Consider the following 20369-nt stretch of genomic DNA (forward strand, 5'->3'; position numbering starts at 1 on the left):
ATGTGGTACCAACAGACCCTGACCTTAAGCGCGAAGCCACGCGGATTTCACCTGGTGACGGATGAAGTCATCGGGCAACTCCGCGACCTGTCGCACGTCAGAACGGGTTTGCTGCATCTGCTGCTTCAGCACACGTCCGCCTCTCTGACGCTGAATGAAAATTGCGATCCCACCGTCCGGTCCGACATGGAGCACCATTTTCTGAAGAGCGTCCCGGACAACGCGCCTTATGAGCATGACTATGAGGGGGCGGACGATATGCCTTCGCATATTAAATCCTCTTTGCTGGGCGTATCGTTGATGCTGCCGGTCCACAACGGGCGGCTGCTGTTGGGAACGTGGCAGGGGATCTGGCTGGGTGAGCATCGTATTCACGGTGGTTCGCGTAAAATTATCGCCACGCTACAAGGGGAATAAAGATGACAATTTCGGAGATACTTCAGTACTGCATGAGCAAGCCCGGCGCGGAGCAGAGCGTCCACAGCGACTGGAAAGCCACGCAGATTAAGGTAGGTGATGTGCTGTTTGCGATGGTGAAAGAGGTAGAAGGCCGTCCGGCGGCATCGCTGAAAACCAGCCCTGAACTGGCGGATTTGCTACGTCAGCAGCATGATGACGTGAGGCCGAGCAAGCACCTCAATAAGGCGCACTGGAGCACCGTCTATCTGGATGGATCGATTCCAGGATCACAGATTTACTACCTGGTGGATGCGTCCTATCAGCAGGCGGTTGAGCTGCTGCCGGAAACCACCCGACAGCAACTCTCCGTGTGACAACTACAGCAACGGCTTAAGGAAGCGCGCGGTGTGCGAGGCTTCGCACTCTGCAACGGTCTCTGGCGTACCGGAGACAAGAATTTCACCGCCGCCGCTGCCGCCTTCCGGGCCGAGATCGACAATCCAGTCCGCGGTTTTAATCACATCCAGGTTATGTTCGATGACCACGATGGTGTTGCCCTGATCGCGCAGCTGATGCAGAACCTCGAGCAGCTGCTGGATGTCAGCAAAGTGCAGGCCGGTGGTTGGCTCATCCAGAATGTAGAGCGTCTGACCGGTACCGCGTTTTGACAGCTCGCGCGCCAGCTTCACGCGCTGCGCTTCACCACCGGACAGCGTAGTGGCGGACTGTCCCAGACGAATGTAGGTCAGGCCGACGTCCATCAGCGTCTGCAGCTTACGCGCCAGCGCAGGGACGGCGTCGAAGAATTCGCGCGCCTCTTCGATGGTCATATCCAGCACTTCGTGGATGGTCTTGCCCTTGTACTTAATCTCCAGCGTTTCGCGGTTATAGCGTTTGCCTTTGCACTGGTCGCACGGCACGTAGATATCCGGCAGGAAGTGCATCTCAACCTTGATCACGCCATCGCCCTGGCACGCTTCGCAGCGGCCGCCGCGCACGTTAAAGCTGAAACGTCCTGGCGTATAGCCGCGGGAGCGTGCTTCAGGCACACCGGCAAACAGTTCACGTACGGGCGTGAAGACGCCGGTATAGGTCGCCGGGTTAGAGCGCGGGGTACGGCCAATCGGGCTCTGGTCGATATCGATAACCTTATCGAAATGCTCCAGCCCCTGGATGTCGCGGTACGGTGCAGGCTCGGCCAGCGTCGCGCCGTTCAGCGCCGTCTGCGCAATCGGGAACAGCGTATCGTTGATCAGCGTCGATTTACCGGAACCGGACACGCCGGTGATACAGGTAAACAGGCCAACCGGCAGCGTCAGGGTGACGTCTTTCAGGTTGTTGCCGCGCGCGCCGGTCAGCTTCAGCACTTTTTCCGGATCTGCCGCTACGCGCTGTTTTGGCACTTCAATCTTGCGCTTGCCGCTCATGTACTGACCGGTCAGCGACTCGGGTACCGCCATAATGTCCTTCAGCGTCCCTTCTGCAACGACCTGACCGCCGTGCACGCCTGCGCCCGGACCAATATCGATCACGTGGTCTGCGGCGCGGATGGCATCTTCGTCGTGCTCCACCACGATCACCGTGTTGCCGAGATTGCGCAGGTGGATCAGGGTGCCGAGCAGGCGCTCGTTGTCGCGCTGGTGCAGGCCGATGGACGGCTCGTCCAGTACGTACATCACGCCGACTAAGCCCGCGCCAATCTGGCTGGCCAGACGGATACGCTGAGCCTCACCGCCGGAGAGCGTTTCCGCCGAGCGGGAAAGCGTCAGGTAGTTCAGGCCGACGTTCACCAGGAACTTCAGGCGATCGCCGATCTCTTTCAGCACTTTTTCGGCGATTTTCGCACGCTGGCCGGAGAGCTTCAGGTTATTGAAGAAGTCCATCGCGTGGCCGATGCTCATGTCTGAGATGGTCGGCAGCGCCGTGTTTTCCACAAACACGTGGCGCGCTTCACGACGCAGGCGCGTGCCCTCGCAGGTGGCGCAGGAGCGGTTGCTGATGAACTTCGCCAGCTCTTCGCGTACCGCGCTGGATTCGGTCTCTTTGTAGCGGCGCTCCATATTGTGCAGCACCCCTTCGAACGGGTGACGACGCACGGAGGTATCGCCGCGATCGTTCATGTACTTGAACTCAATGTTCTCTTTGCCGGAACCGAACAGAATTACTTTGTGCACGTTCGGGCTCAGGCTGGCCCACGGCGCTTCGACGTCGAACTTGTAGTGCTCTGCCAGCGATTTCAGCATCTGGAAGTAGTAGAAGTTACGCTTGTCCCAGCCGCGAATGGCCCCGCCCGCCAGCGACAGCTCCGGGTTCTGGATCACGCGGTCCGGGTCGAAATATTGCTGGACGCCCAGGCCGTCACACGTCGGGCACGCGCCCGCCGGGTTGTTAAAGGAGAACAGGCGCGGTTCAAGCTCGCGCATGCTGTAACCGCAAATCGGGCAGGCAAAGTTGGCGGAGAAGAGCAGCTCTTCCGCTTTCGGGTCGTCCATGTCGGAGACCACGGCCGTGCCGCCAGAGAGTTCCAGCGCGGTTTCAAAGGATTCCGCCAGACGCGTGGCGAGATCGTCACGCACCTTGAAGCGGTCAATCACCACTTCGATGGTGTGCTTCTTCTGCAGCTCCAGCTTGGGCGGATCGGACAGGTCGCACACTTCACCGTCGATACGGGCGCGGATATAGCCCTGGCTTGCCAGGTTCTCCAGCGTTTTGGTGTGTTCGCCCTTACGCTCTTTGATGATTGGCGCCAGCAGCATCAGGCGTTTGCCTTCCGGCTGCGACAGCACGTTATCCACCATCTGGCTGACGGTCTGGGCCGCCAGCGGGACGTCGTGGTCCGGGCAGCGCGGCTCACCCACGCGGGCATACAGCAGACGCAGGTAGTCATGAATTTCGGTAATGGTACCGACCGTTGAACGCGGGTTATGCGAGGTGGACTTCTGCTCAATAGAGATAGCAGGGGACAACCCTTCAATATGGTCAACATCCGGTTTTTCCATCAGCGACAGGAACTGACGCGCGTACGCAGAGAGTGATTCAACGTAACGACGCTGTCCTTCGGCATACAGGGTGTCGAAAGCCAGTGAGGATTTGCCAGACCCCGAAAGCCCGGTCACGACAATGAGTTTGTCGCGAGGGATTATGAGGTTGATATTCTTGAGATTGTGGGTGCGGGCGCCCCGAACTTCGATCTTATCCATTCACCTTTCCCGGTTGGAACACGGATTGCCTGATTTGTTTGAAGGACAAACGGCTGTCAGAAACGGCTAATTATGACACAATTTAACCTGTTTGAATATACAGTATTGGAATGCATTTTCTGATTCGCTGTGTAACAATGTCGAGTTGCGGGAGAACTCTGGAACGTGCTACGCAACTATCAAAGTGCAGCATGGAAATGGTACACTCGCGCGTTTACACTATTAAGAAACGTATTCAGGAGACACGAACATGGCCAGCAGAGGCGTAAACAAGGTGATTCTCGTCGGTAATCTGGGCCAGGACCCGGAAGTACGCTACATGCCGAGTGGTGGCGCAGTTGCCAACATTACGCTGGCTACTTCCGAATCCTGGCGTGATAAAGCGACCGGTGAGATGAAAGAGCAGACCGAATGGCACCGCGTTGTGCTGTTTGGCAAACTGGCCGAAGTGGCCGGTGAGTATCTGCGTAAAGGTTCTCAGGTCTATATCGAAGGCCAGCTGCGCACCCGCAAATGGACCGATCAGTCCGGTGCTGAGAAGTACACCACTGAAGTCGTGGTTAACGTGGGCGGTACCATGCAGATGCTGGGTGGCCGTCAGGGCGGCGGTGCACCGGCAGGTGGCGGTCAGAGCCAGCAGCAGGGCGGTTGGGGCCAGCCTCAGCAGCCACAGGGCGGCAACCAGTTCAGCGGTGGCGCGCAGTCTCGTCCGCAGCAGCAGTCTGCTCCGGCGCCGTCTAACGAACCGCCAATGGATTTCGACGACGACATTCCGTTCTGATTTCCGCGTACTTAAAACAAAAAACCCAGACCATCGTCTGGGTTTTTTATTGATGAAGGGATCAGGTAATGACCATCGGCCAGTCTGGCGGCGTGTGGCTCATCGCCTCAACCATCACCACTTTAATATTTTCCCAGACGGCGGCGATATCCAGCAGGGTAATGCCAAGCAGACCCGTTGCAAACCAGCAGGCTGCACCCAGCCCCAGCAGGGTGCTGATGACAGCAAGACCCGCATAGTCAGATTTACGAAACTGAATGTTCAGCGTGCTGGCCAAAAACATCAGTACCGCACTCAACAAAGGCCAGCGCAGGAGAACCATGCTGGTAGTAATGGTTGCCATAAAACCCATCCTCAACAAAACAGACGAACTGAATGAAACAGATTTTTTCGTTACACTATATGTGTGAACTATATCACATTTGCTGTTTTATTCGCCAGTCCCGGGGTGATGAAAAACGGGTGATTCATAGTTGCCGAGAATCAATGGGCGCCTGAGTGAAAATATATCTTTGCTGGCTAAGTTCTCCAGTTCCCGCACTCTTTATAATGAATTCATTAAGATAGCAAAACTGATGCAAAAGGATGCACACTGTACAATGTTTACAGCAATAACCCTATGGCTTATGCTTGAGTGGACAATTAATTTTACTCGCAGCTAACCTTTCAGGTTTTTGAATTTAATTATTTTTTTATTTCTTTGTACGTTTTTAATTACACACAACGTTGTTTTAATTCGCTACGCTGAGATTCAGCCTGTGCGTTGGTTTGTCGATTTTTCGAATCTGAAAAAAGTTGCGTCCGGTTTATCGCCTGATAATCAGCGAAAAAAATGAAAGAAAACCGACGTGAGATTGTTAATGACAGCATGCAAGCGTTGCATGCGCTGGCTAAGCTGATGCCTCAGCTTCATGCTCAATGTTCTCTGACCGACATGCTGACGACCATCAGTCGCGCGCTGGGCGCAAGTCTTGCCTGGGTAAGCGTTAATGGTGATGATGGGCTACAGCGCGTGGTATGCGCCGGGGAGATGACCTGCCATCCCTTCGAAGTGGCCGATTTCCTGGCGGACACCCTGCTCCAGCGGCATCATCGTTCATGGCGGGTGGTCTACTGGAAAGAGAATATTGGCCGTGCGTTATTTCCTCCTCAGCACCCGGGCTATGCGCAGTTGCATAGCGGTGTCCTGTGCAAACTTTCAACCCATAACTGGCACTGCAGCGGCTATTTCTTTTTAGCGTTTGATGAACGACTCTCTTCTCTGCCAATTCTGAAAAATATCGTCGTGGTGCTGGTCGAAAAATTAAAAGACTATTTCGCGGAAATTATTGCCCGGGAGAAAACTGCCCAGGAAATGCAGCGTGTCGTGACGCAATATAAGACGCTTTTTGAACGCGCCCCGGTTTTAATGAACTCTTTCGACAAATTTAACCGCTGCGTGCTGTGGAATGCCGAATGTGAAAAAGTATTCGGCTGGACGATGGCGGAGATCGCGGAACATGCCGATCCGCTTTCGCTGTTTTATCCTGACCCTGAAGAGCGGCGGCGGGTAAGAGAGTCGGTCAATGTCTCGCCGCTGAAGGATATGTATGAGTGGCATCCGCTACGCAAAGACGGGACCCCGCTGACGGTGCTGTGGTCCAACATTCTGTTGCCGGACAACTCTATCCTCAATATTGGGCTGGATATCACCGAGCGGAAAAAAGCCGAGCAGCAGCTGCAGGTAAAAGCCACTACTGACGATCTCACCGGCTGCTTTAACCGTTCGGCGATTTTGCAGCAGCTTGAGCTTGCGCTGGCGGCCAGTGCCCGGCAGGAGGTTAACAGCCATTTTTGCGTCCTGATGTTTGACCTGGATTTCTTCAAACAGATCAACGATGAGTGGGGGCACCCGGTGGGTGATGCGGCGCTCCTTCACTTTTGTAACGCGATCCGTGAGTTATCACCTTCAGATTCGGCATTAGGGCGCGTGGGAGGAGAAGAGTTTTTGCTCTTGCTGGCGCAAACAAACGGCAATGGTGCTGCGCAATTATCCGCCAGGTTGCGCACCTTTCTGCAAACCAACCCGCTGGCCGTGGGGGAGAGAAAACTGTCGCTGTCATTTAGTGCCGGGGTTGTGGAAGTAAGCGGAGGACAGCGGGATACTTCAGTCCTGCTGAGGCGTGCCGATAAAGCATTATATGAGGCTAAGCATTCGGGGCGAGGAAAAACGGTGGTGGCAGCTGATTATTTATAAATCAACGAACAAAATACGCCCGAACAAATAGCATAAAATGCCATGTCGAGGTTATGATTTTTCGCGCTGTTACAAGTTTGGCTTAATCAACAATCGTCTGTTGTGTTATCTTCCCACCGCCCTTGCGGGCTGGATAATTATTTTCCTTAATTGAAACGGAACGAATACTTACAGTTTAGCTTACGGGAAAATATTATCGTCATAACGAAATTTAAGATTTTTAATACGAAAAGTCAGTTGCTAACTTCGCATGATTCATGCAACGTAATCACCTGTTTAACAAAGCATCCGGCCTTCATTACTACAGGCGTACAACATGCAGGGATATAGGGCGGGAAATGAATCGTAGCGCGCGGCGCAAAATGCTCAGGGTGGTAGGGATCATCATGGTAGTTATGCTGCCTGTGATGCTTGCGCTATGGTTTGCCCAGCTACGAGCCGTATCTGAAACAAGCGCCCAGCTACGGACATTTGCTGAACTGGCTTTAGACAAAACAGAACTGGTTATTCAACAGGTTGATCTGGCCCGGGACGAGGCTGAAAAATATCAGGGTGAGCTTTGCACGCCGGGACATCGTCAATATATGCTGAACGTTGTTCGTGGCCGCCTGTTTGTCGCCGATTTAATTTACGCTCAAGGTCAGAATTTTCTTTGTTCGACCGTTTTTACACCGGATCATCCCTACGCTATTCCTGTCGCTAATTACACGCGTAAACCTGACGTCGCTATCTATTATTATCGCGATACCCCATTTTATACTGGTTATAAAATGACATATATGCAGCGCGGAAATTATGTGGTGGTCGTCAATCCACTTTCATACAGCGAAGTCATGTCCGCGGATCATTCTCTCTCATGGGGAGTGTACGACACGGTAACCAATGCTTTCTTTTCCGTCAGCCAGAAAGCCAATGTTTCTTTATTAAATTCGATGATTCGGGATAAGGAATCGGTATTTCAAAAAGATAACCGCTTTTATACGATCGTAAGTTCCCCCAAAAGACCGATTGCGGCCATTGTATCGACATCGAATAAACGCTTTTATGAAACGCTTTATCACCAGGCGACGTTGACGCTGCCGCTGGGCATGATCTGCAGCATTATTATTTTGCTGGTATGGTCCCGTACACATCGTGAGCTCAATTCGCCGGGGCGCTTACTGCACCGGGCACTGACCAAACGACAGCTTTGCGTGCACTATCAGCCGATTATTGATATCAAGAACAACCGGTGCGTGGGCGCGGAGGCGTTATTACGCTGGCCTGGTTTTAACGGGCAGGTGATGAGTCCGGCGGAGTTTATTCCGCTGGCGGAAAATGAGGGGATGAGCGAGCGGATCACGGACTATGTCGTAGAAGAGGTGTTCAGCGATCTGGGTCATTTCCTGGCCGAGCATCCCCATCTCTATATTTCGATTAACCTGTCGGCCACGGATTTCCACTCCTCGCGGCTGATCGCCATGATTTCCGAGAAGGCTCGCCATTACGCCGTCCGTGCGCAGCAAATCAAAATAGAAGTGACGGAACGCGGTTTTATCGATGTGCCAAAAACCACGCCGGTGATACAGGCTTTCCGTCAGGCGGGTTATGAAGTCGCGATTGATGATTTTGGTACCGGTTACTCGAACCTGCACAACCTCTACTCGCTGAACGTGGATATCCTGAAAATCGATAAATCGTTTATCGATACCTTAACGACCAACAGCACCAGCCACCTGATCGCCGAGCATATTATCGAGATGGCGCAAAGCCTGCGGCTGAAAACCATTGCGGAAGGGGTAGAGACGGCAGAGCAGGTGAGCTGGCTGTTGAAGCGCGGCGTCCAGTTTTGTCAGGGATGGCACTTCGCGAAAGCGATGCCGCCCCAGGAATTTATGACCTGGCAGCAGCAACCTTTGCACTGATATTCATTAATTCAACTGGTGGCGATAGTCGCTCGGCGTGCGGTCAAACTCCCGGCGAAACACGCGGGAAAAGGTTTGTTGCGACACATAGCCAAGATCCATCGCGATATCAAAAATCGGCCGCTGCGTTGAGCGTAGCGCCTGCGCCGCCAGCAGCAGTCTGCGCTGGCGAATGTACTCACCCAAGGTCTGATGCATGACCGTGCGGAACATTCTCTGTAAATACCATTTCGAATAGCCCGACTTTTTAGCGACCACATCGATGTTCAACGGTTGGTCGATATGGTCATCAATCCATTCAATAAGCGTCTGAATAATCTGCTGATGCGACATAAGGTTGCCCCTCTGTAGATACAACTATCTCGGTTAATTCGTCGTTTTCTCTGCGGGGGAGTATAATTCCTCAAGTTAACTTGAGGTAAAGAGGTTTTATGGAAAAGAGATTGCCGCGAATTAAAGCGCTTTTAACCCCCGGCGAAGTGGCAAAGCGAAGCGGCGTTGCCGTGTCGGCGCTCCACTTCTATGAAAGCAAAGGGTTAATCAAGAGTATCCGTAACGGAGGAAACCAGCGTCGCTATACCCGCGACGTGCTCCGCTACGTGGCGATTATCAAAATTGCGCAACGAATCGGAATTCCCCTGGCCACGATCGGCGAGGCCTTTGGCGTGCTGCCGGAAGGGCACACGCTGAGCCCGAAAGAGTGGAAAGAGCTGTCATCCCAGTGGCGCGAAGAGCTGGACAGGCGTATCCATACGCTGGTCGCGCTGCGTGACGAACTGGATGGCTGCATTGGCTGCGGCTGCCTGTCGCGGAGCGATTGTCCGTTGCGTAACCCCGGGGACAAGCTGGGCGAGCAGGGGACGGGGGCACGGTTGCTGGAAGAGGACTGAGATTGCGCGGCAAAAAGCACATAAAGAACTAAAGCGCCACATAAGGGCGCTTTAGTTTTTCCCGGTCTTTGTCTTTCACTCTATCCCGCTGGTTCACGGGAGGGTTTCCCCCGACGTCAGCACCCCTCGTGTCGAGCTGGTTGGGGAGGTTCCGGATTGTGCTGACACTTTAATTCTATGCAAGACCCGTTTTTTCGCCAGCCTCGCTGACCGGTTTTTAGCCGAATTTTTTTCGCGGTGTTGTTCAATTTTCTATAGTTAAAAAGTATGAATAACCAGGAGAAAACCATGCTCACGGTACATCACCTAAACCAGTCGCGCTCGCATCGCGTGATCTGGGCGCTGGAAGAACTCGGCCTGCCTTATGAGATCGTTCACTATCAGCGTGAAAAGAACATGCTGGCACCTGAGGCTCTCAAAAAAGTGCATCCGTTGGGCAAATCACCGGTCATCGAAGATAACGGACTGATCCTCGCAGAGTCAGGCGCCATTCTGGAGTATCTGCAGGAAACGTACGATGCCGAGTCGCGGCTTAAGCCTTTAGATCCGGCGCATAAGGTGCAGTACCGCTTCTGGCTGCACTACGCGGAAGGATCGCTGATGCCGCTGCTGTTAATGAAGCTGGTCTTCAACAGCCTCGGCAAGCCGCCCGTGCCGTTTGGTATCCGAACCCTGGGGAAAGCGCTGGGGCAGGGGGTGCAGAAAGCGTACCTCAACCGCCAGCTGGAAACCCATGCACGCTTTATTGAGTCGCATCTTGCTAAAAACAGCTGGTTTGCCGGGGATTCGCTCAGCATGGCCGACATCCAGATGAGCTTCCCGATCTTTGCCCTGCTGGCGCGCGGCGGTATTAATAACCTGCCGCATAGTCAGGCATGGAAAACGAAGGTTGAAAACAGCCCTGGCTGGCAACGAACCCTGGCACAAGGGGGGCCGTTATCCATTCCGGGGGAGGATTGAAATGTAAACAAATTGCGCATAGACGATAACGTTTGCGCATCCTCTGTTTATTTCTTCAGCGTCATAAGTGAATTTTAGCGAAAAACAATAAAGTTCAGTTGAAAAGGGCGGGGATTACGCTAGATAATCGTTTGCCTTAATTTGACCACCCGTTTGTAAGCGCGGAGCTAAACGTTTGCTTTTTTTGTGACGCCCTTTCGTCGCAAACGCAACACAAGGATTTGACGTTTAGCTGGCAGCGGCGTCTCCACCTCGCTTACGGACTTCCTAAAAAACTCTCAGGGGATGTTTTCTATGTCTACGCCATCTGCGCGTACTGGCGGTTCACTTGACGCCATGTTTAAAATTTCGGCTCGCGGCAGCACCGTGCGCCAGGAGATCGTTGCTGGTTTGACAACGTTTCTGGCGATGGTTTACTCCGTCATCGTTGTGCCGGGCATGCTGGGCAAAGCGGGCTTCCCGCCAGCGGCTGTCTTTGTGGCAACCTGCCTTGTGGCCGGCGTAGGCTCCATCGTGATGGGCCTGTGGGCGAACCTGCCGCTGGCGATTGGTTGCGCCATCTCTCTGACCGCGTTTACCGCGTTCAGCCTGGTGCTGGGCCAGCACATCAGCGTACCGGTTGCGCTGGGTGCCGTGTTCCTGATGGGTGTGCTGTTTACCGTGATTTCAGCGACCGGCATCCGTAGCTGGATTTTGCGCAACCTGCCGCAGGGTGTGGCGCACGGTACCGGTATCGGCATCGGCCTGTTCCTGCTGCTGATCGCCGCCAACGGCGTCGGTCTGGTCATCAAGAACCCGCTGGACGGTCTGCCGGTGGCGCTGGGCCACTTTGCCAGCTTCCCGGTGATTATGTCGCTGATCGGCCTGGCGGTGATTATCGGTCTGGAAAAACTGAAAGTGCCGGGCGGCATTCTGCTGACCATTATCGGCGTTTCCATTGTTGGCCTGATTTTCGATCCGAACGTCCATTTCTCCGGCATTTTCGCCATGCCGTCGCTGAGCGATGACAAAGGAAACTCCCTGATTGGCAGCCTGGATATCGTCGGCGCGCTGAACCCGGTGATCCTGCCAAGCGTGCTGGCGCTGGTGATGACCGCGGTGTTTGACGCGACCGGTACCATCCGCGCGGTGGCCGGTCAGGCGAACCTGCTGGATAAAGACGGTCAGATTATTGACGGTGGCAAAGCGCTGACGACGGACTCCCTGAGCAGCGTCTTCTCTGGCCTGGTGGGTGCGGCACCTGCGGCTGTGTACATCGAATCCGCAGCGGGTACGGCGGCAGGCGGTAAAACCGGCCTGACGGCAATCACCGTCGGCGTGCTGTTCATGCTGATCCTGTTCCTCTCTCCGCTCTCCTATCTGGTTCCGGCGTATGCGACTGCGCCAGCGCTGATGTACGTTGGCCTGCTGATGCTGAGCAACGTGGCGAAAATCGACTTTGCAGATTTCGTGGACGCCATGTCTGGCCTGATTACCGCGGTCTTCATCGTGCTGACCTGTAACATCGTGACCGGCATTATGATCGGCTTCGCGTCGCTGGTGATTGGTCGTCTGGTCTCCGGTGAGTGGCGCAAGCTGAATATCGGCACCGTGATTATCGCCGTTGCGCTGGTGGCGTTCTACGCGGGCGGCTGGGCAATCTAAGTTGTCCTTTGATGCGAAAACGGGTGGCTCAGGCCGCCCGTTTTTATTTTCAGGACTCATCCTGTTGCCTTTTGCGTTACTCTGGGGAAGATAGAATAAAAGGCACGACGCCTTCCGGAGTACATAAGCAACACAGCAAACAGGGAACGCATGGAAATCTTCTTCACAATACTCATCATGACCCTTGTGGTCTCGCTATCCGGGGTGGTTACACGCGTACTGCCCTTTCAGGTCCCCCTGCCATTAATGCAAATTGCCATCGGCGCGCTGCTGGCGTGGCCGACGTTTGGCCTGCACGTGGAATTTGACCCCGAACTGTTCCTCGTGCTGTTTATTCCGCCACTGCTGTTTGCCGATGGCTGGAAAACGCCCACGCGCGAATTCCTTGAGCACGGGCGAGAGATCTTCGGCCTGGCGCTGGCGCTGGTGGTGGTCACCGTCGTCGGGATTGGTTTTCTGATCTACTGGGCGGTACCGGGCATTCCGTTAATACCGGCTTTTGCGTTGGCCGCCGTGCTGTCGCCAACCGATGCCGTGGCGCTGTCCGGCATTGTGGGTGAAGGCCGTATTCCGAAGAAAATTATGGGAATTTTACAGGGGGAGGCGCTGATGAACGACGCCTCCGGCCTGGTTGCCCTGAAGTTTGCCGTGGCCGTTGCGATGGGCACGATGGTCTTTACCGTCGGCGGCGCGACGCTGGAGTTCTTCAAGGTGGCGATTGGCGGTATTCTCGCGGGCTTCGTGGTGAGCTGGCTGTACGGCCGCTCGCTGCGCTTCCTCAGCCGCTGGGGCGGCGATGAACCCGCTACGCAGATCGTACTGCTGTTCCTGCTGCCGTTTGCCTCTTATCTGATTGCCGAACATATCGGCGTGTCGGGCATTCTGGCGGCAGTGGCGGCAGGGATGACCATTACCCGCTCCGGTGTGATGCGCCGCGCGCCGCTGGCCATGCGTCTGCGTGCCAACAGCACCTGGGCCATGCTGGAGTTTGTCTTTAACGGCATGGTGTTCCTGCTGTTGGGTCTGCAGCTGCCGGGCATTATGGAATCCTCGCTGGTGGCGGCCGAAGCCGACCCGAACGTTGAGGTCTGGATGCTGTTTACCGACATCGTGCTGATCTACCTGGCGCTGATGCTGGTGCGTTTCGGCTGGCTGTGGACGATGAAAAACTTCAGCGTCCGTTTCCTGAAGAAAAAGCCGATGGAGTTCGGCTCGTGGACAACGCGTGAACTGCTGATTGCCTCTTTTGCGGGCGTACGCGGGGCGATCACCCTTGCCGGTGTCCTCTCCATTCCGCTGCTGCTGCCGACGGGCGACGTCTTCCCGGCGCGCTACGAGCTGGTCTTCCTGGCCGCGGGCGTCATTCTGTTCTCACTGTTTGTCGGCGTGATTATGCTGCCGATTTTACTCCAGCATATTGATGCCGGTGATTCGACCCAGCAGCATAAAGAGGAGCGTATTGCGCGGGCGGCTACCGCCGAAGTGGCGATTGTCGCTATCCAGAAAATGGAAGAACGTCTGGCCGCGGATGCGGAAGAGAACATCGACAATCAGCTGCTGACGGAAGTGAGTTCCCGCGTGATTGGTAACTTGCGCCGTCGCGCGGACGGGCGTAACGACGTGGAAAGCTCGCTGCAGGAGGAGAACCTTGAGCGTCGGTTCCGTCTGGCGGCGCTGCGCTCCGAGCGTGCCGAGCTGTATCACCTGCGCGCCACGCGCCAGATCAGCAACGAGACGCTGCAAAAGCTGCTGCACGATCTGGACCTGCTGGAAGCGCTGTTGATAGAGAATCAGTAGCGCTGTTTTGCCGGGTGGCGGCTTCGCCTTACCCGGCCTACGATTCGAACGTAGGCCCGGTAAGCGCAGCGCCACCGGGCACTATTCAGACCGCACCCAAAACCCCTCACAACACTGCAGCCACGCCTGCGCGCTCTGCGACAAATACACTCCTTCACGCCAGATCATCCCCAGCTGCCAGTGTAGATCGCTCTCCAGCGGGATCCAGCGCAGCGTGTTTTTATCCAGACGCTCGCAAATCGGCTGCGGCAGAATGGCAATCCCCACGCCGGCCTGCACCATCGCCGCCAGGAAATCCCACTGCCCGCTGCGTACCGCAATGCGTGGCTTCACGTTATGCTGGTTAAACAGCGTCATCAGCTGGCGGCTGAGGGCGAAGTCTTCGTTGTAAATCAGCAGAGGGTGCTCGCCGAGCAGTTCAGGCTTCACCGACTCCCTCTTCAGCCAGTCGCCGGAGCGGGGCACCAGCACGCACAGCGGGTGGCTAAAGAGCGGAAGCGTCGCCAGGCCGCTCTCTTCCTCAACGGGGAGGGCGGTCATTGCTACGTCGAGCTCGCCGTTGGTGACGGCCTGCTGGACGGTTAACCCACCAAACTCCGAAATCTTCAGCTCTACGCCGGGATAACGCTGGCGAAACAGGCTGATCGGCCCGGCCATCATCATGCCGACCATCGGTGGAATGCCGAGGCGAAGCACCCCTTTGGTCAAATGGTTTATATCGTCCAGCTCCGCTTCCAGCTGGCGGAACTCCGCCAGAATCGCCAGCCCGCGTTCGAACACCACGCGTCCGGTGTCGGTCAGCAGCAGCTTGCGTCCGTCGCGGATCAGCAGGGTACAGTTCAGTTCATCTTCGAGGTTTTTCAGCATCTTGCTGATAGTGGGTTGGGTGACAAACAACTTCTCCGCTGCGCGGGTAAAACTTTGCTGACGAACCACTTCGACAAAATAGCGCAGCGTTCTTATGTCCATGATTATTCCTCGAAACTATACCTTTGATGATTTTAATTCATTTCAGTCCATACCGTGCGCTCACTATACTGGCGCCTCGTCTCATTTTTGAGGAAAACTCCCATGGCCGTGGCGTTAAGCCGTGTTACGCCTGCCGTTGTTCAACGACTCCAGGTCCCGGTTCAGGTACTGCTCTACGCGGGACTGTTTGTTTTTGCCGAATATCTTGTCGGCTGGCTCCACCTGCCGCTGCCTGCCAACCTGGTGGGGATGCTGCTGATGCTGACGCTTATTCTGTGTCGCGTGATCCCCCTCAACTGGGTGCGCGCCGGGGCGCGCTGGCTGCTTGCGGAGATGCTGCTGTTCTTTGTCCCCGCCGTGGTGGCGGTGGTGAACTATGCGCAGCTGCTGATGGTGGACGGCTGGCGAATCTTTGCGGTGATCGCGCTGAGTACGTTGATGGTGCTGGGGGCGACCGCCTGGGTGGTGGATAAAGTCTACCGCTTTGAAATCAGCAGGCACAAACATGACTAACTTTCAGATCAGCGTCTTGTGCCTGATTGCGACGCTCGGGATCTACTTCGCCAACAAGCGGCTGTATCGCCGGTTTCATTCGCTGCCGCTGATGCCGCTGGTCTTCACGCCGATCCTGCTGGTGCTGATGCTGGTCTTTGGCCACATCTCCTGGCAGAACTACATTGGCGAATCCCACTGGCTGCTGTGGCTGCTCGGCCCGGCAACCATCGCCTTTGCCGTGCCCGTTTACGACAACCTGGCGATTATCAAACGCCACTGGATGTCGCTCAGCGCAGGGGTGATCACCGCCACGGTGGTCGCGGTCTGTAGCTCCGTCTGGCTGGCGAGACTGTTTACGCTGCCCGATGAAATTCAGCGCAGCCTGGCCGTGCGCTCGGTGACCACGCCGTTTGCGCTGGCGGCGGCTAAACCCCTCGGCGGGCAGCCGGACCTGGTGGCGCTGTTTGTGGTGGTGACGGGCGTCTTTGGGATGGCAGTGGGCGATATGCTGTTCCTGCGGCTTTCCATTCGCGAAGGCATGGCGAAAGGGGCAGGGTTCGGCGCGGCGTCGCACGGCGCGGGCACGGCACGTTCGTATGAGCTGGGCCAGCAGGAGGGCGTTGTCGCGAGCCTGGTGATGATGCTGTCGGGCGTGGTGATGGTGCTGGTTGCACCGCTGGTGGCGTGGGTGATGTTTTAAGCTCCCCGGCCAGAATGGCCGGGGAGAAAGGCTTAGTGCGCGCGGCCCTGCTCGACGCCGAGACCGGTTTGTGAACGAATAAACTGGGCGCGGAATTTTTCGCGCTCCAGATTACCCTCCGGCGAATTGTCGGTGGCCGAGAAGAACCAGATGCCGATAAACGCCACGGCAATGGAGAACAGTGCCGGGTATTCATACGGGAAGATGGCGCTTGCGTGACCGAGGATCTGCACCCAGATCGTCGGGCCCAGAATCATCAGGATCACCGCCGTCAGCAGCCCCAGCCAGCCGCCAATCATCGCGCCACGGGTGGTCAGTTTCGACCAGTACATGGAGAGCAGGATGATCGGGAAGTTACAGCTTGCCGCAATGGAGAAGGCCAGCCCCACCATAAAGGCGATGTTTTGCTTCTCGAACAGAATACCTAACAGAATCGCCACCACGCCCAGCACCAGCACGGTGATTTTGGAGACCTTCAGCTCATCGCGCTCGCTCGCGCCTTTGCGGAAGACGTTGGCGTAGAGGTCATGCGAGACCGCCGACGCGCCGGCCAGCGTCAGACCCGCAACTACCGCAAGAATGGTGGCGAAGGCCACGGCAGAGATAAAGCCGAGGAACAGGTTACCGCCCACCGCGTCCGCCAGGTGCACCGCCGCCATGTTGTTACCGCCAATCAGCGCGCCTGCGGCATCTTTAAATGCCGGGTTCGCCCCCACCAGCATGATCGCGCCAAAGCCGATGATAAAGGTCAGAATATAGAAGTAACCCATGAAGCCGGTGGCGTAGAAGACGCTCTTGCGCGCTTCACGCGCGTCGCTCACGGTGAAGAAGCGCATCAGAATATGCGGCAGACCCGCGGTACCGAACATCAGTCCGAGACCCAGTGAAAGCGCCGATATCGGGTCTTTCACCAGCCCGCCCGGGCTCATGATTGCTTCCCCTTTCGGGTGGACCGCCATGGCTTCGGTAAACAGGTTATTGAAGCTGAACCCGACGTGCTTCATCACCATAAAGGCCATAAAGCTGGCGCCGAACAGCAGCAGCACGGCTTTGATGATCTGCACCCAGGTCGTCGCCAGCATGCCGCCGAACAGCACGTACATCACCATCAGTACGCCAACCAGCACCACCGCGATATGGTAGTTCAGGCCGAACAGCAGTTGGATCAATTTACCCGCGCCCACCATCTGCGCAATCAGGTACAGCGCCACTACCACCAGCGAGCCGCAGGCGGAGAGGGTGCGAATCGGCCCCTGTTTCAGGCGATACGAGGCCACGTCGGCGAAGGTATAGCGGCCCAGGTTGCGCAGGCGCTCGGCAATCAGGAACAGGATGATCGGCCAGCCGACGAGGAAGCCGAGAGAGTAAATCAGGCCGTCATAGCCGGAGGTGTAGACCAGCGCAGAGATGCCAAGGAAGGAGGCGGCGGACATAAAATCACCCGCAATTGCCAGCCCGTTCTGGAAGCCGGTAATGTTGCCGCCTGCGGTGTAGTAATCGTTACGGGAGCGCACGCGTTTCGACGCCCAGTAAGTGATATACAGCGTCAGCACCACGAAAATCAGGAACATCACAATCGCCTGCCAGTTGGTCGGCTGGCGCTGTACCTCGCCGGTAATGGCATCCGCCGCGTGGGCGGCAAAGGGAAGTGTGGCGGCGAGCGCCGTCAGAACTCGCTTCATGATGCTTTTACCTCTTGCAGTACCGCTTTATTAAGACGATCGAATTCACCGTTCGCGCGCCAGACGTAGACGCCGGTCAGCAAGAATGAAATCACAATCACGCCAATGCCAATCGGAATGCCGCGCGTCACGCTGGTCCCCTCGTGCAACGGGGTGCCCAGCCAGTGTGGGGCAAAGGCGATCAGCAAAATAAAGCCGACATAGATAATCAGCATGATGATGGAAAGGATGAAGGCAAACCGTTGCCGCTTATCGACGAGCTCCCTGTAGTGCGCACTATTCTCTATCTGCTGACAAATATCGTTATTCATCACAGAGTTCTCCAGAGGTAAGGTTGGTTTGTTTTATCCCCTCTCCCCTATGGGGAGAGGGTTAGGGTAGGAAGGTGCGGTCTGATGCCCTCACCCCGGCCCTCTCCCACGGGGAGAGGGAGAAAAGATTACGAGGGCATTGCGATGGCCTGCTTCTCTTCGAGCAGTTTTTCCACCACGCCAGGATCCGCGAGCGTTGAGGTATCACCGAGGTTGCTGGTGTCCCCTGCCGCGATTTTGCGCAAGATACGACGCATAATTTTGCCGGAGCGGGTTTTCGGCAGCGAGTCGGTCCAGTGCAGCACGTCCGGCGTTGCCAGCGGGCCAATCTCTTTACGCACCCAGTTGCGCACCTCAGCGTAGAGCTCTGGCGATGGCTCTTCCCCGTGGTTCAGGGTGACATAGGCGTAAATCGCCTGGCCTTTGATGTTGTGCGGAATACCGACAACGGCGGCTTCGGCAATCTTCGGATGCGACACCAGCGCCGATTCAATCTCTGCGGTGCCCAGACGGTGGCCGGAGACGTTAAGCACGTCGTCCACGCGCCCGGTTATCCAGTAATAGCCATCTTCGTCACGACGCGCGCCGTCGCCGCTGAAGTACATGTTTTTAAAGGTCGAGAAGTAAGTCTGCTCGAAGCGATCGTGATCGCCGAACAGGGTACGCGCCTGACCCGGCCAGGAGTCTGTGATCACCAGGTTGCCTTCGGTGGCGCCTTCCAGCGGGTTGCCTTCATTATCCACCAGCGCAGGCTGCACGCCGAAGAACGGACGGGTCGCGGAACCGGCCTTCAGTTGCGTGGCGCCCGGCATCGGGGTGATCATAAAGCCGCCGGTTTCGGTCTGCCACCAGGTGTCCATCACCGGGCATTTCTCGTTGCCGATTTTCTTCCAGTACCACTCCCAGGCTTCCGGGTTAATGGGCTCGCCCACGGAACCGAGGATGCGCAATGAAGAGCGGTCGGTGCCTTCGATGGCTTTGTCGCCTTCCGCCATTAATGCGCGGATCGCCGTTGGCGCGGTGTAGAGAATATTGACCTGGTGCTTATCGACCACCTGGCACATACGCGCCGGGGTCGGCCAGTTGGGTACGCCCTCAAACATCAGCGTTGTTGCGCCACAGGCCAGCGGGCCGTACAGCAGGTAGCTGTGTCCGGTGACCCAGCCCACGTCGGCGGTACACCAGTAGATGTCGCCCGGATGGTAGTCGAAGACGTATTTGAAGGTGGTGGCCGCATAGACCAGATAGCCGCCGGTGGTGTGCAGTACGCCTTTTGGCTTACCGGTGGAGCCGGAGGTATAAAGAATGAACAGCGGATCTTCTGCGTTCATCTCTTCCGGCTGATGCTGGTCGCTCGCTTTTTCAATCAGGTCGCTCCACCACAGGTCGCGACCTTCGTTCCAGTCGATCTTGCCGCCGGTACGCTTAAGGACGATGACGTTGCTGACCGTTTTGACGTTCGGGTTTTTCAACGCTTCGTCGACGTTTTTCTTCAGAGGGATACCGCGTCCGGCGCGCACGCCTTCATCGGCGGTGATCACCAGTTTTGAACTTGAATCGACAATACGACCCGCAACCGCCTCTGGTGAGAACCCGCCAAAAATCACTGAGTGAATCGCACCGATGCGCGCGCAGGCCAGCATGGCCACCGCCGCTTCCGGCACCATCGGCATATAGATAGCGACCACGTCGCCTTTTTGAATGCCTTTTTCCAGCAGAACGTTGGCGAAGCGGCACACGTCACGGTGCAGCTCTTTATAGGTAATATGTTTGCTCTGCGAGGCGTCATCGCCTTCCCAGATAATCGCCGTCTCATTCCCACGCTCGGCAAGGTGACGATCAAGGCAGTTCGCCGCCAGGTTCAGGGTGCCATCTTCATACCATTTAATGGAGACATTGCCGGGCGCAAAGGAGGTGTTCTTCACCTTCTGATAAGGTTTGATCCAGTCAAGGATATGGCCCTGCTCACCCCAGAAGGTGTCCGGGGCGGTGATAGATTGCTGATATTTCTCGTGGTACTGCTCCGGGGTGATCAGGCAACGGTCCGCAATATTTGCGGGAATGTCATGTTTGTGGATTTGGCTCATGGCTTTTTTTCTCCTTGTAAGATGTTAATAATATGTCGCAAAAACGTTAATTGTAGGGGCTTTACAAGCTTTGTTTAGTATTTGGGCTACAGATCACGCATTGTTTGAAGAGTATGAAAAATGAGCGAATGAAACTTTGAAGGAAAATAATTTATGCTGACGATTATTCACATTTATGTTTAAAAAAGCGTTTTTATAACAAAAGGTTATTTATAAGAAGTAGAACAAACTCCCGTCATCGTCGCTTTTGTGAGTGAAACGCGTCGTTCTTTAAGGCTTGCGCAACAGGTCGCGCAAATGATACTCATACGCCG

Annotated in this window: 18 protein-coding genes; 11 read left to right on the top strand and 7 right to left on the bottom strand. The window is 55.8% G+C overall.

The window, feature by feature from the left end; genetic code table 11:
- Together ACMGG5_RS07420 and ACMGG5_RS07425 are read left to right on the top strand one after the other, a co-directional pair.
- A complete protein-coding gene (locus tag ACMGG5_RS07420; protein WP_157188483.1) occupies positions 1-417 on the top strand; it encodes a secondary thiamine-phosphate synthase enzyme YjbQ in 417 nt (138 codons plus the stop codon).
- A gap of 2 nt (positions 418-419) precedes the next feature.
- On the top strand, positions 420-773 hold the full coding sequence (locus ACMGG5_RS07425; protein ID WP_023310053.1) for an MmcQ/YjbR family DNA-binding protein: 354 nt from the start codon (positions 420-422) through the stop codon (positions 771-773).
- A gap of 3 nt (positions 774-776) precedes the next feature.
- Here the strand turns inward: ACMGG5_RS07425 and uvrA are convergent, their stop codons facing one another.
- A complete protein-coding gene (gene uvrA, locus ACMGG5_RS07430) occupies positions 777-3599 on the bottom strand; it encodes an excinuclease ABC subunit UvrA (RefSeq protein ID WP_024906722.1) in 2823 nt (940 codons plus the stop codon).
- A gap of 250 nt (positions 3600-3849) precedes the next feature.
- Here uvrA and ssb1 point away from each other — a divergent pair, with 250 nt between their 5' ends.
- A complete protein-coding gene (ssb1, locus tag ACMGG5_RS07435) occupies positions 3850-4380 on the top strand; it encodes a single-stranded DNA-binding protein SSB1 (protein ID WP_023310055.1) in 531 nt (176 codons plus the stop codon).
- A gap of 61 nt (positions 4381-4441) precedes the next feature.
- Here the strand turns inward: ssb1 and ACMGG5_RS07440 are convergent, their stop codons facing one another.
- On the bottom strand, positions 4442-4723 hold the full coding sequence (locus ACMGG5_RS07440) for a YjcB family protein (protein ID WP_008503385.1): 282 nt from the start codon (positions 4721-4723) through the stop codon (positions 4442-4444).
- A 489-nt stretch (positions 4724-5212) separates the two neighbouring features.
- On the opposite strand from ACMGG5_RS07440, the gene ACMGG5_RS07445 reads away from it, so the two are divergent.
- Positions 5213-6616, top strand: coding sequence for a diguanylate cyclase (locus ACMGG5_RS07445; RefSeq protein ID WP_420277666.1), 1404 nt, complete (start codon positions 5213-5215; stop codon positions 6614-6616).
- A gap of 338 nt (positions 6617-6954) precedes the next feature.
- A complete protein-coding gene (locus ACMGG5_RS07450; RefSeq protein ID WP_024906725.1) occupies positions 6955-8520 on the top strand; it encodes an EAL domain-containing protein in 1566 nt (521 codons plus the stop codon).
- A gap of 6 nt (positions 8521-8526) precedes the next feature.
- Here the strand turns inward: ACMGG5_RS07450 and soxS are convergent, their stop codons facing one another.
- Positions 8527-8853 (bottom strand): superoxide response transcriptional regulator SoxS, encoded by a 327-nt coding sequence (gene soxS / locus ACMGG5_RS07455; protein ID WP_008503387.1) that lies wholly within the window; start codon positions 8851-8853, stop codon positions 8527-8529.
- A 98-nt stretch (positions 8854-8951) separates the two neighbouring features.
- Here soxS and soxR point away from each other — a divergent pair, with 98 nt between their 5' ends.
- The 4 genes from soxR (at position 8952) to ACMGG5_RS07475 (ending at position 13811) form a co-directional block, all read left to right on the top strand.
- Positions 8952-9410, top strand: a complete 459-nt coding sequence (gene soxR / locus ACMGG5_RS07460) for a redox-sensitive transcriptional activator SoxR (RefSeq protein WP_008503388.1) — start codon at positions 8952-8954, stop codon at positions 9408-9410.
- A 288-nt stretch (positions 9411-9698) separates the two neighbouring features.
- Positions 9699-10370, top strand: coding sequence for a glutathione S-transferase family protein (locus ACMGG5_RS07465; RefSeq protein ID WP_104949641.1), 672 nt, complete (start codon positions 9699-9701; stop codon positions 10368-10370).
- A 294-nt stretch (positions 10371-10664) separates the two neighbouring features.
- A complete protein-coding gene (ghxP, locus tag ACMGG5_RS07470; RefSeq protein WP_032650612.1) occupies positions 10665-12014 on the top strand; it encodes a guanine/hypoxanthine transporter GhxP in 1350 nt (449 codons plus the stop codon).
- A 150-nt stretch (positions 12015-12164) separates the two neighbouring features.
- A complete protein-coding gene (locus ACMGG5_RS07475; RefSeq protein WP_024906728.1) occupies positions 12165-13811 on the top strand; it encodes a Na+/H+ antiporter in 1647 nt (548 codons plus the stop codon).
- An 81-nt stretch (positions 13812-13892) separates the two neighbouring features.
- Here the strand turns inward: ACMGG5_RS07475 and ACMGG5_RS07480 are convergent, their stop codons facing one another.
- Positions 13893-14780, bottom strand: a complete 888-nt coding sequence (locus ACMGG5_RS07480) for a LysR family transcriptional regulator (RefSeq protein WP_024906729.1) — start codon at positions 14778-14780, stop codon at positions 13893-13895.
- Positions 14781-14882: 102 nt separating this feature from the next.
- Here ACMGG5_RS07480 and ACMGG5_RS07485 point away from each other — a divergent pair, with 102 nt between their 5' ends.
- Entirely contained in the window at positions 14883-15293 is a 411-nt protein-coding gene (locus tag ACMGG5_RS07485; RefSeq protein WP_021242769.1) for a CidA/LrgA family protein, read from the top strand.
- A complete protein-coding gene (locus tag ACMGG5_RS07490; protein WP_061716132.1) occupies positions 15286-15975 on the top strand; it encodes an LrgB family protein in 690 nt (229 codons plus the stop codon). The genes ACMGG5_RS07485 and ACMGG5_RS07490 overlap by 8 nt, the downstream gene beginning before the upstream one ends.
- 32 nt (positions 15976-16007) lie before the next feature.
- Here the strand turns inward: ACMGG5_RS07490 and actP are convergent, their stop codons facing one another.
- The 3 genes from actP to acs form a co-directional block, all read right to left on the bottom strand.
- Entirely contained in the window at positions 16008-17657 is a 1650-nt protein-coding gene (actP, locus tag ACMGG5_RS07495) for a cation/acetate symporter ActP (RefSeq protein ID WP_024906732.1), read from the bottom strand.
- A complete protein-coding gene (locus ACMGG5_RS07500) occupies positions 17654-17968 on the bottom strand; it encodes a DUF485 domain-containing protein (RefSeq protein ID WP_024906733.1) in 315 nt (104 codons plus the stop codon). Before ACMGG5_RS07500 ends, actP begins: the two co-directional genes overlap by 4 nt.
- A 128-nt stretch (positions 17969-18096) precedes the next feature.
- Complete coding sequence (gene acs, locus ACMGG5_RS07505) at positions 18097-20055, bottom strand: acetate--CoA ligase (protein ID WP_032650613.1); 1959 nt, start codon at positions 20053-20055, stop codon at positions 18097-18099.
- Positions 20056-20369: the final 314 nt, after the last annotated feature.

The sequence above is a fragment of the Enterobacter sp. BNK-34 genome (genome assembly GCF_048684445.1).
Classification (GTDB): domain Bacteria; phylum Pseudomonadota; class Gammaproteobacteria; order Enterobacterales; family Enterobacteriaceae; genus Enterobacter; species Enterobacter pseudoroggenkampii.

Coding starts and splice junctions, on each gene's coding strand:
- ssb1 (WP_023310055.1), top strand. CDS start 3,850: ATGGCCAGCAGAGGCGTAAACAAGGTGATTCTCGTCGGTAATCTGGGC.
- ACMGG5_RS07485 (WP_021242769.1), top strand. CDS start 14,883: ATGGCCGTGGCGTTAAGCCGTGTTACGCCTGCCGTTGTTCAACGACTC.
- ACMGG5_RS07465 (WP_104949641.1), top strand. CDS start 9,699: ATGCTCACGGTACATCACCTAAACCAGTCGCGCTCGCATCGCGTGATC.
- ACMGG5_RS07450 (WP_024906725.1), top strand. CDS start 6,955: ATGAATCGTAGCGCGCGGCGCAAAATGCTCAGGGTGGTAGGGATCATC.
- uvrA (WP_024906722.1), bottom strand. CDS start 3,599: ATGGATAAGATCGAAGTTCGGGGCGCCCGCACCCACAATCTCAAGAAT.
- ACMGG5_RS07445 (WP_420277666.1), top strand. CDS start 5,213: ATGAAAGAAAACCGACGTGAGATTGTTAATGACAGCATGCAAGCGTTG.
- soxR (WP_008503388.1), top strand. CDS start 8,952: ATGGAAAAGAGATTGCCGCGAATTAAAGCGCTTTTAACCCCCGGCGAA.
- ACMGG5_RS07425 (WP_023310053.1), top strand. CDS start 420: ATGACAATTTCGGAGATACTTCAGTACTGCATGAGCAAGCCCGGCGCG.
- acs (WP_032650613.1), bottom strand. CDS start 20,055: ATGAGCCAAATCCACAAACATGACATTCCCGCAAATATTGCGGACCGT.
- actP (WP_024906732.1), bottom strand. CDS start 17,657: ATGAAGCGAGTTCTGACGGCGCTCGCCGCCACACTTCCCTTTGCCGCC.
- ACMGG5_RS07475 (WP_024906728.1), top strand. CDS start 12,165: ATGGAAATCTTCTTCACAATACTCATCATGACCCTTGTGGTCTCGCTA.
- ACMGG5_RS07490 (WP_061716132.1), top strand. CDS start 15,286: ATGACTAACTTTCAGATCAGCGTCTTGTGCCTGATTGCGACGCTCGGG.
- ACMGG5_RS07500 (WP_024906733.1), bottom strand. CDS start 17,968: ATGAATAACGATATTTGTCAGCAGATAGAGAATAGTGCGCACTACAGG.
- ghxP (WP_032650612.1), top strand. CDS start 10,665: ATGTCTACGCCATCTGCGCGTACTGGCGGTTCACTTGACGCCATGTTT.
- soxS (WP_008503387.1), bottom strand. CDS start 8,853: ATGTCGCATCAGCAGATTATTCAGACGCTTATTGAATGGATTGATGAC.
- ACMGG5_RS07420 (WP_157188483.1), top strand. CDS start 1: ATGTGGTACCAACAGACCCTGACCTTAAGCGCGAAGCCACGCGGATTT.
- ACMGG5_RS07440 (WP_008503385.1), bottom strand. CDS start 4,723: ATGGCAACCATTACTACCAGCATGGTTCTCCTGCGCTGGCCTTTGTTG.
- ACMGG5_RS07480 (WP_024906729.1), bottom strand. CDS start 14,780: ATGGACATAAGAACGCTGCGCTATTTTGTCGAAGTGGTTCGTCAGCAA.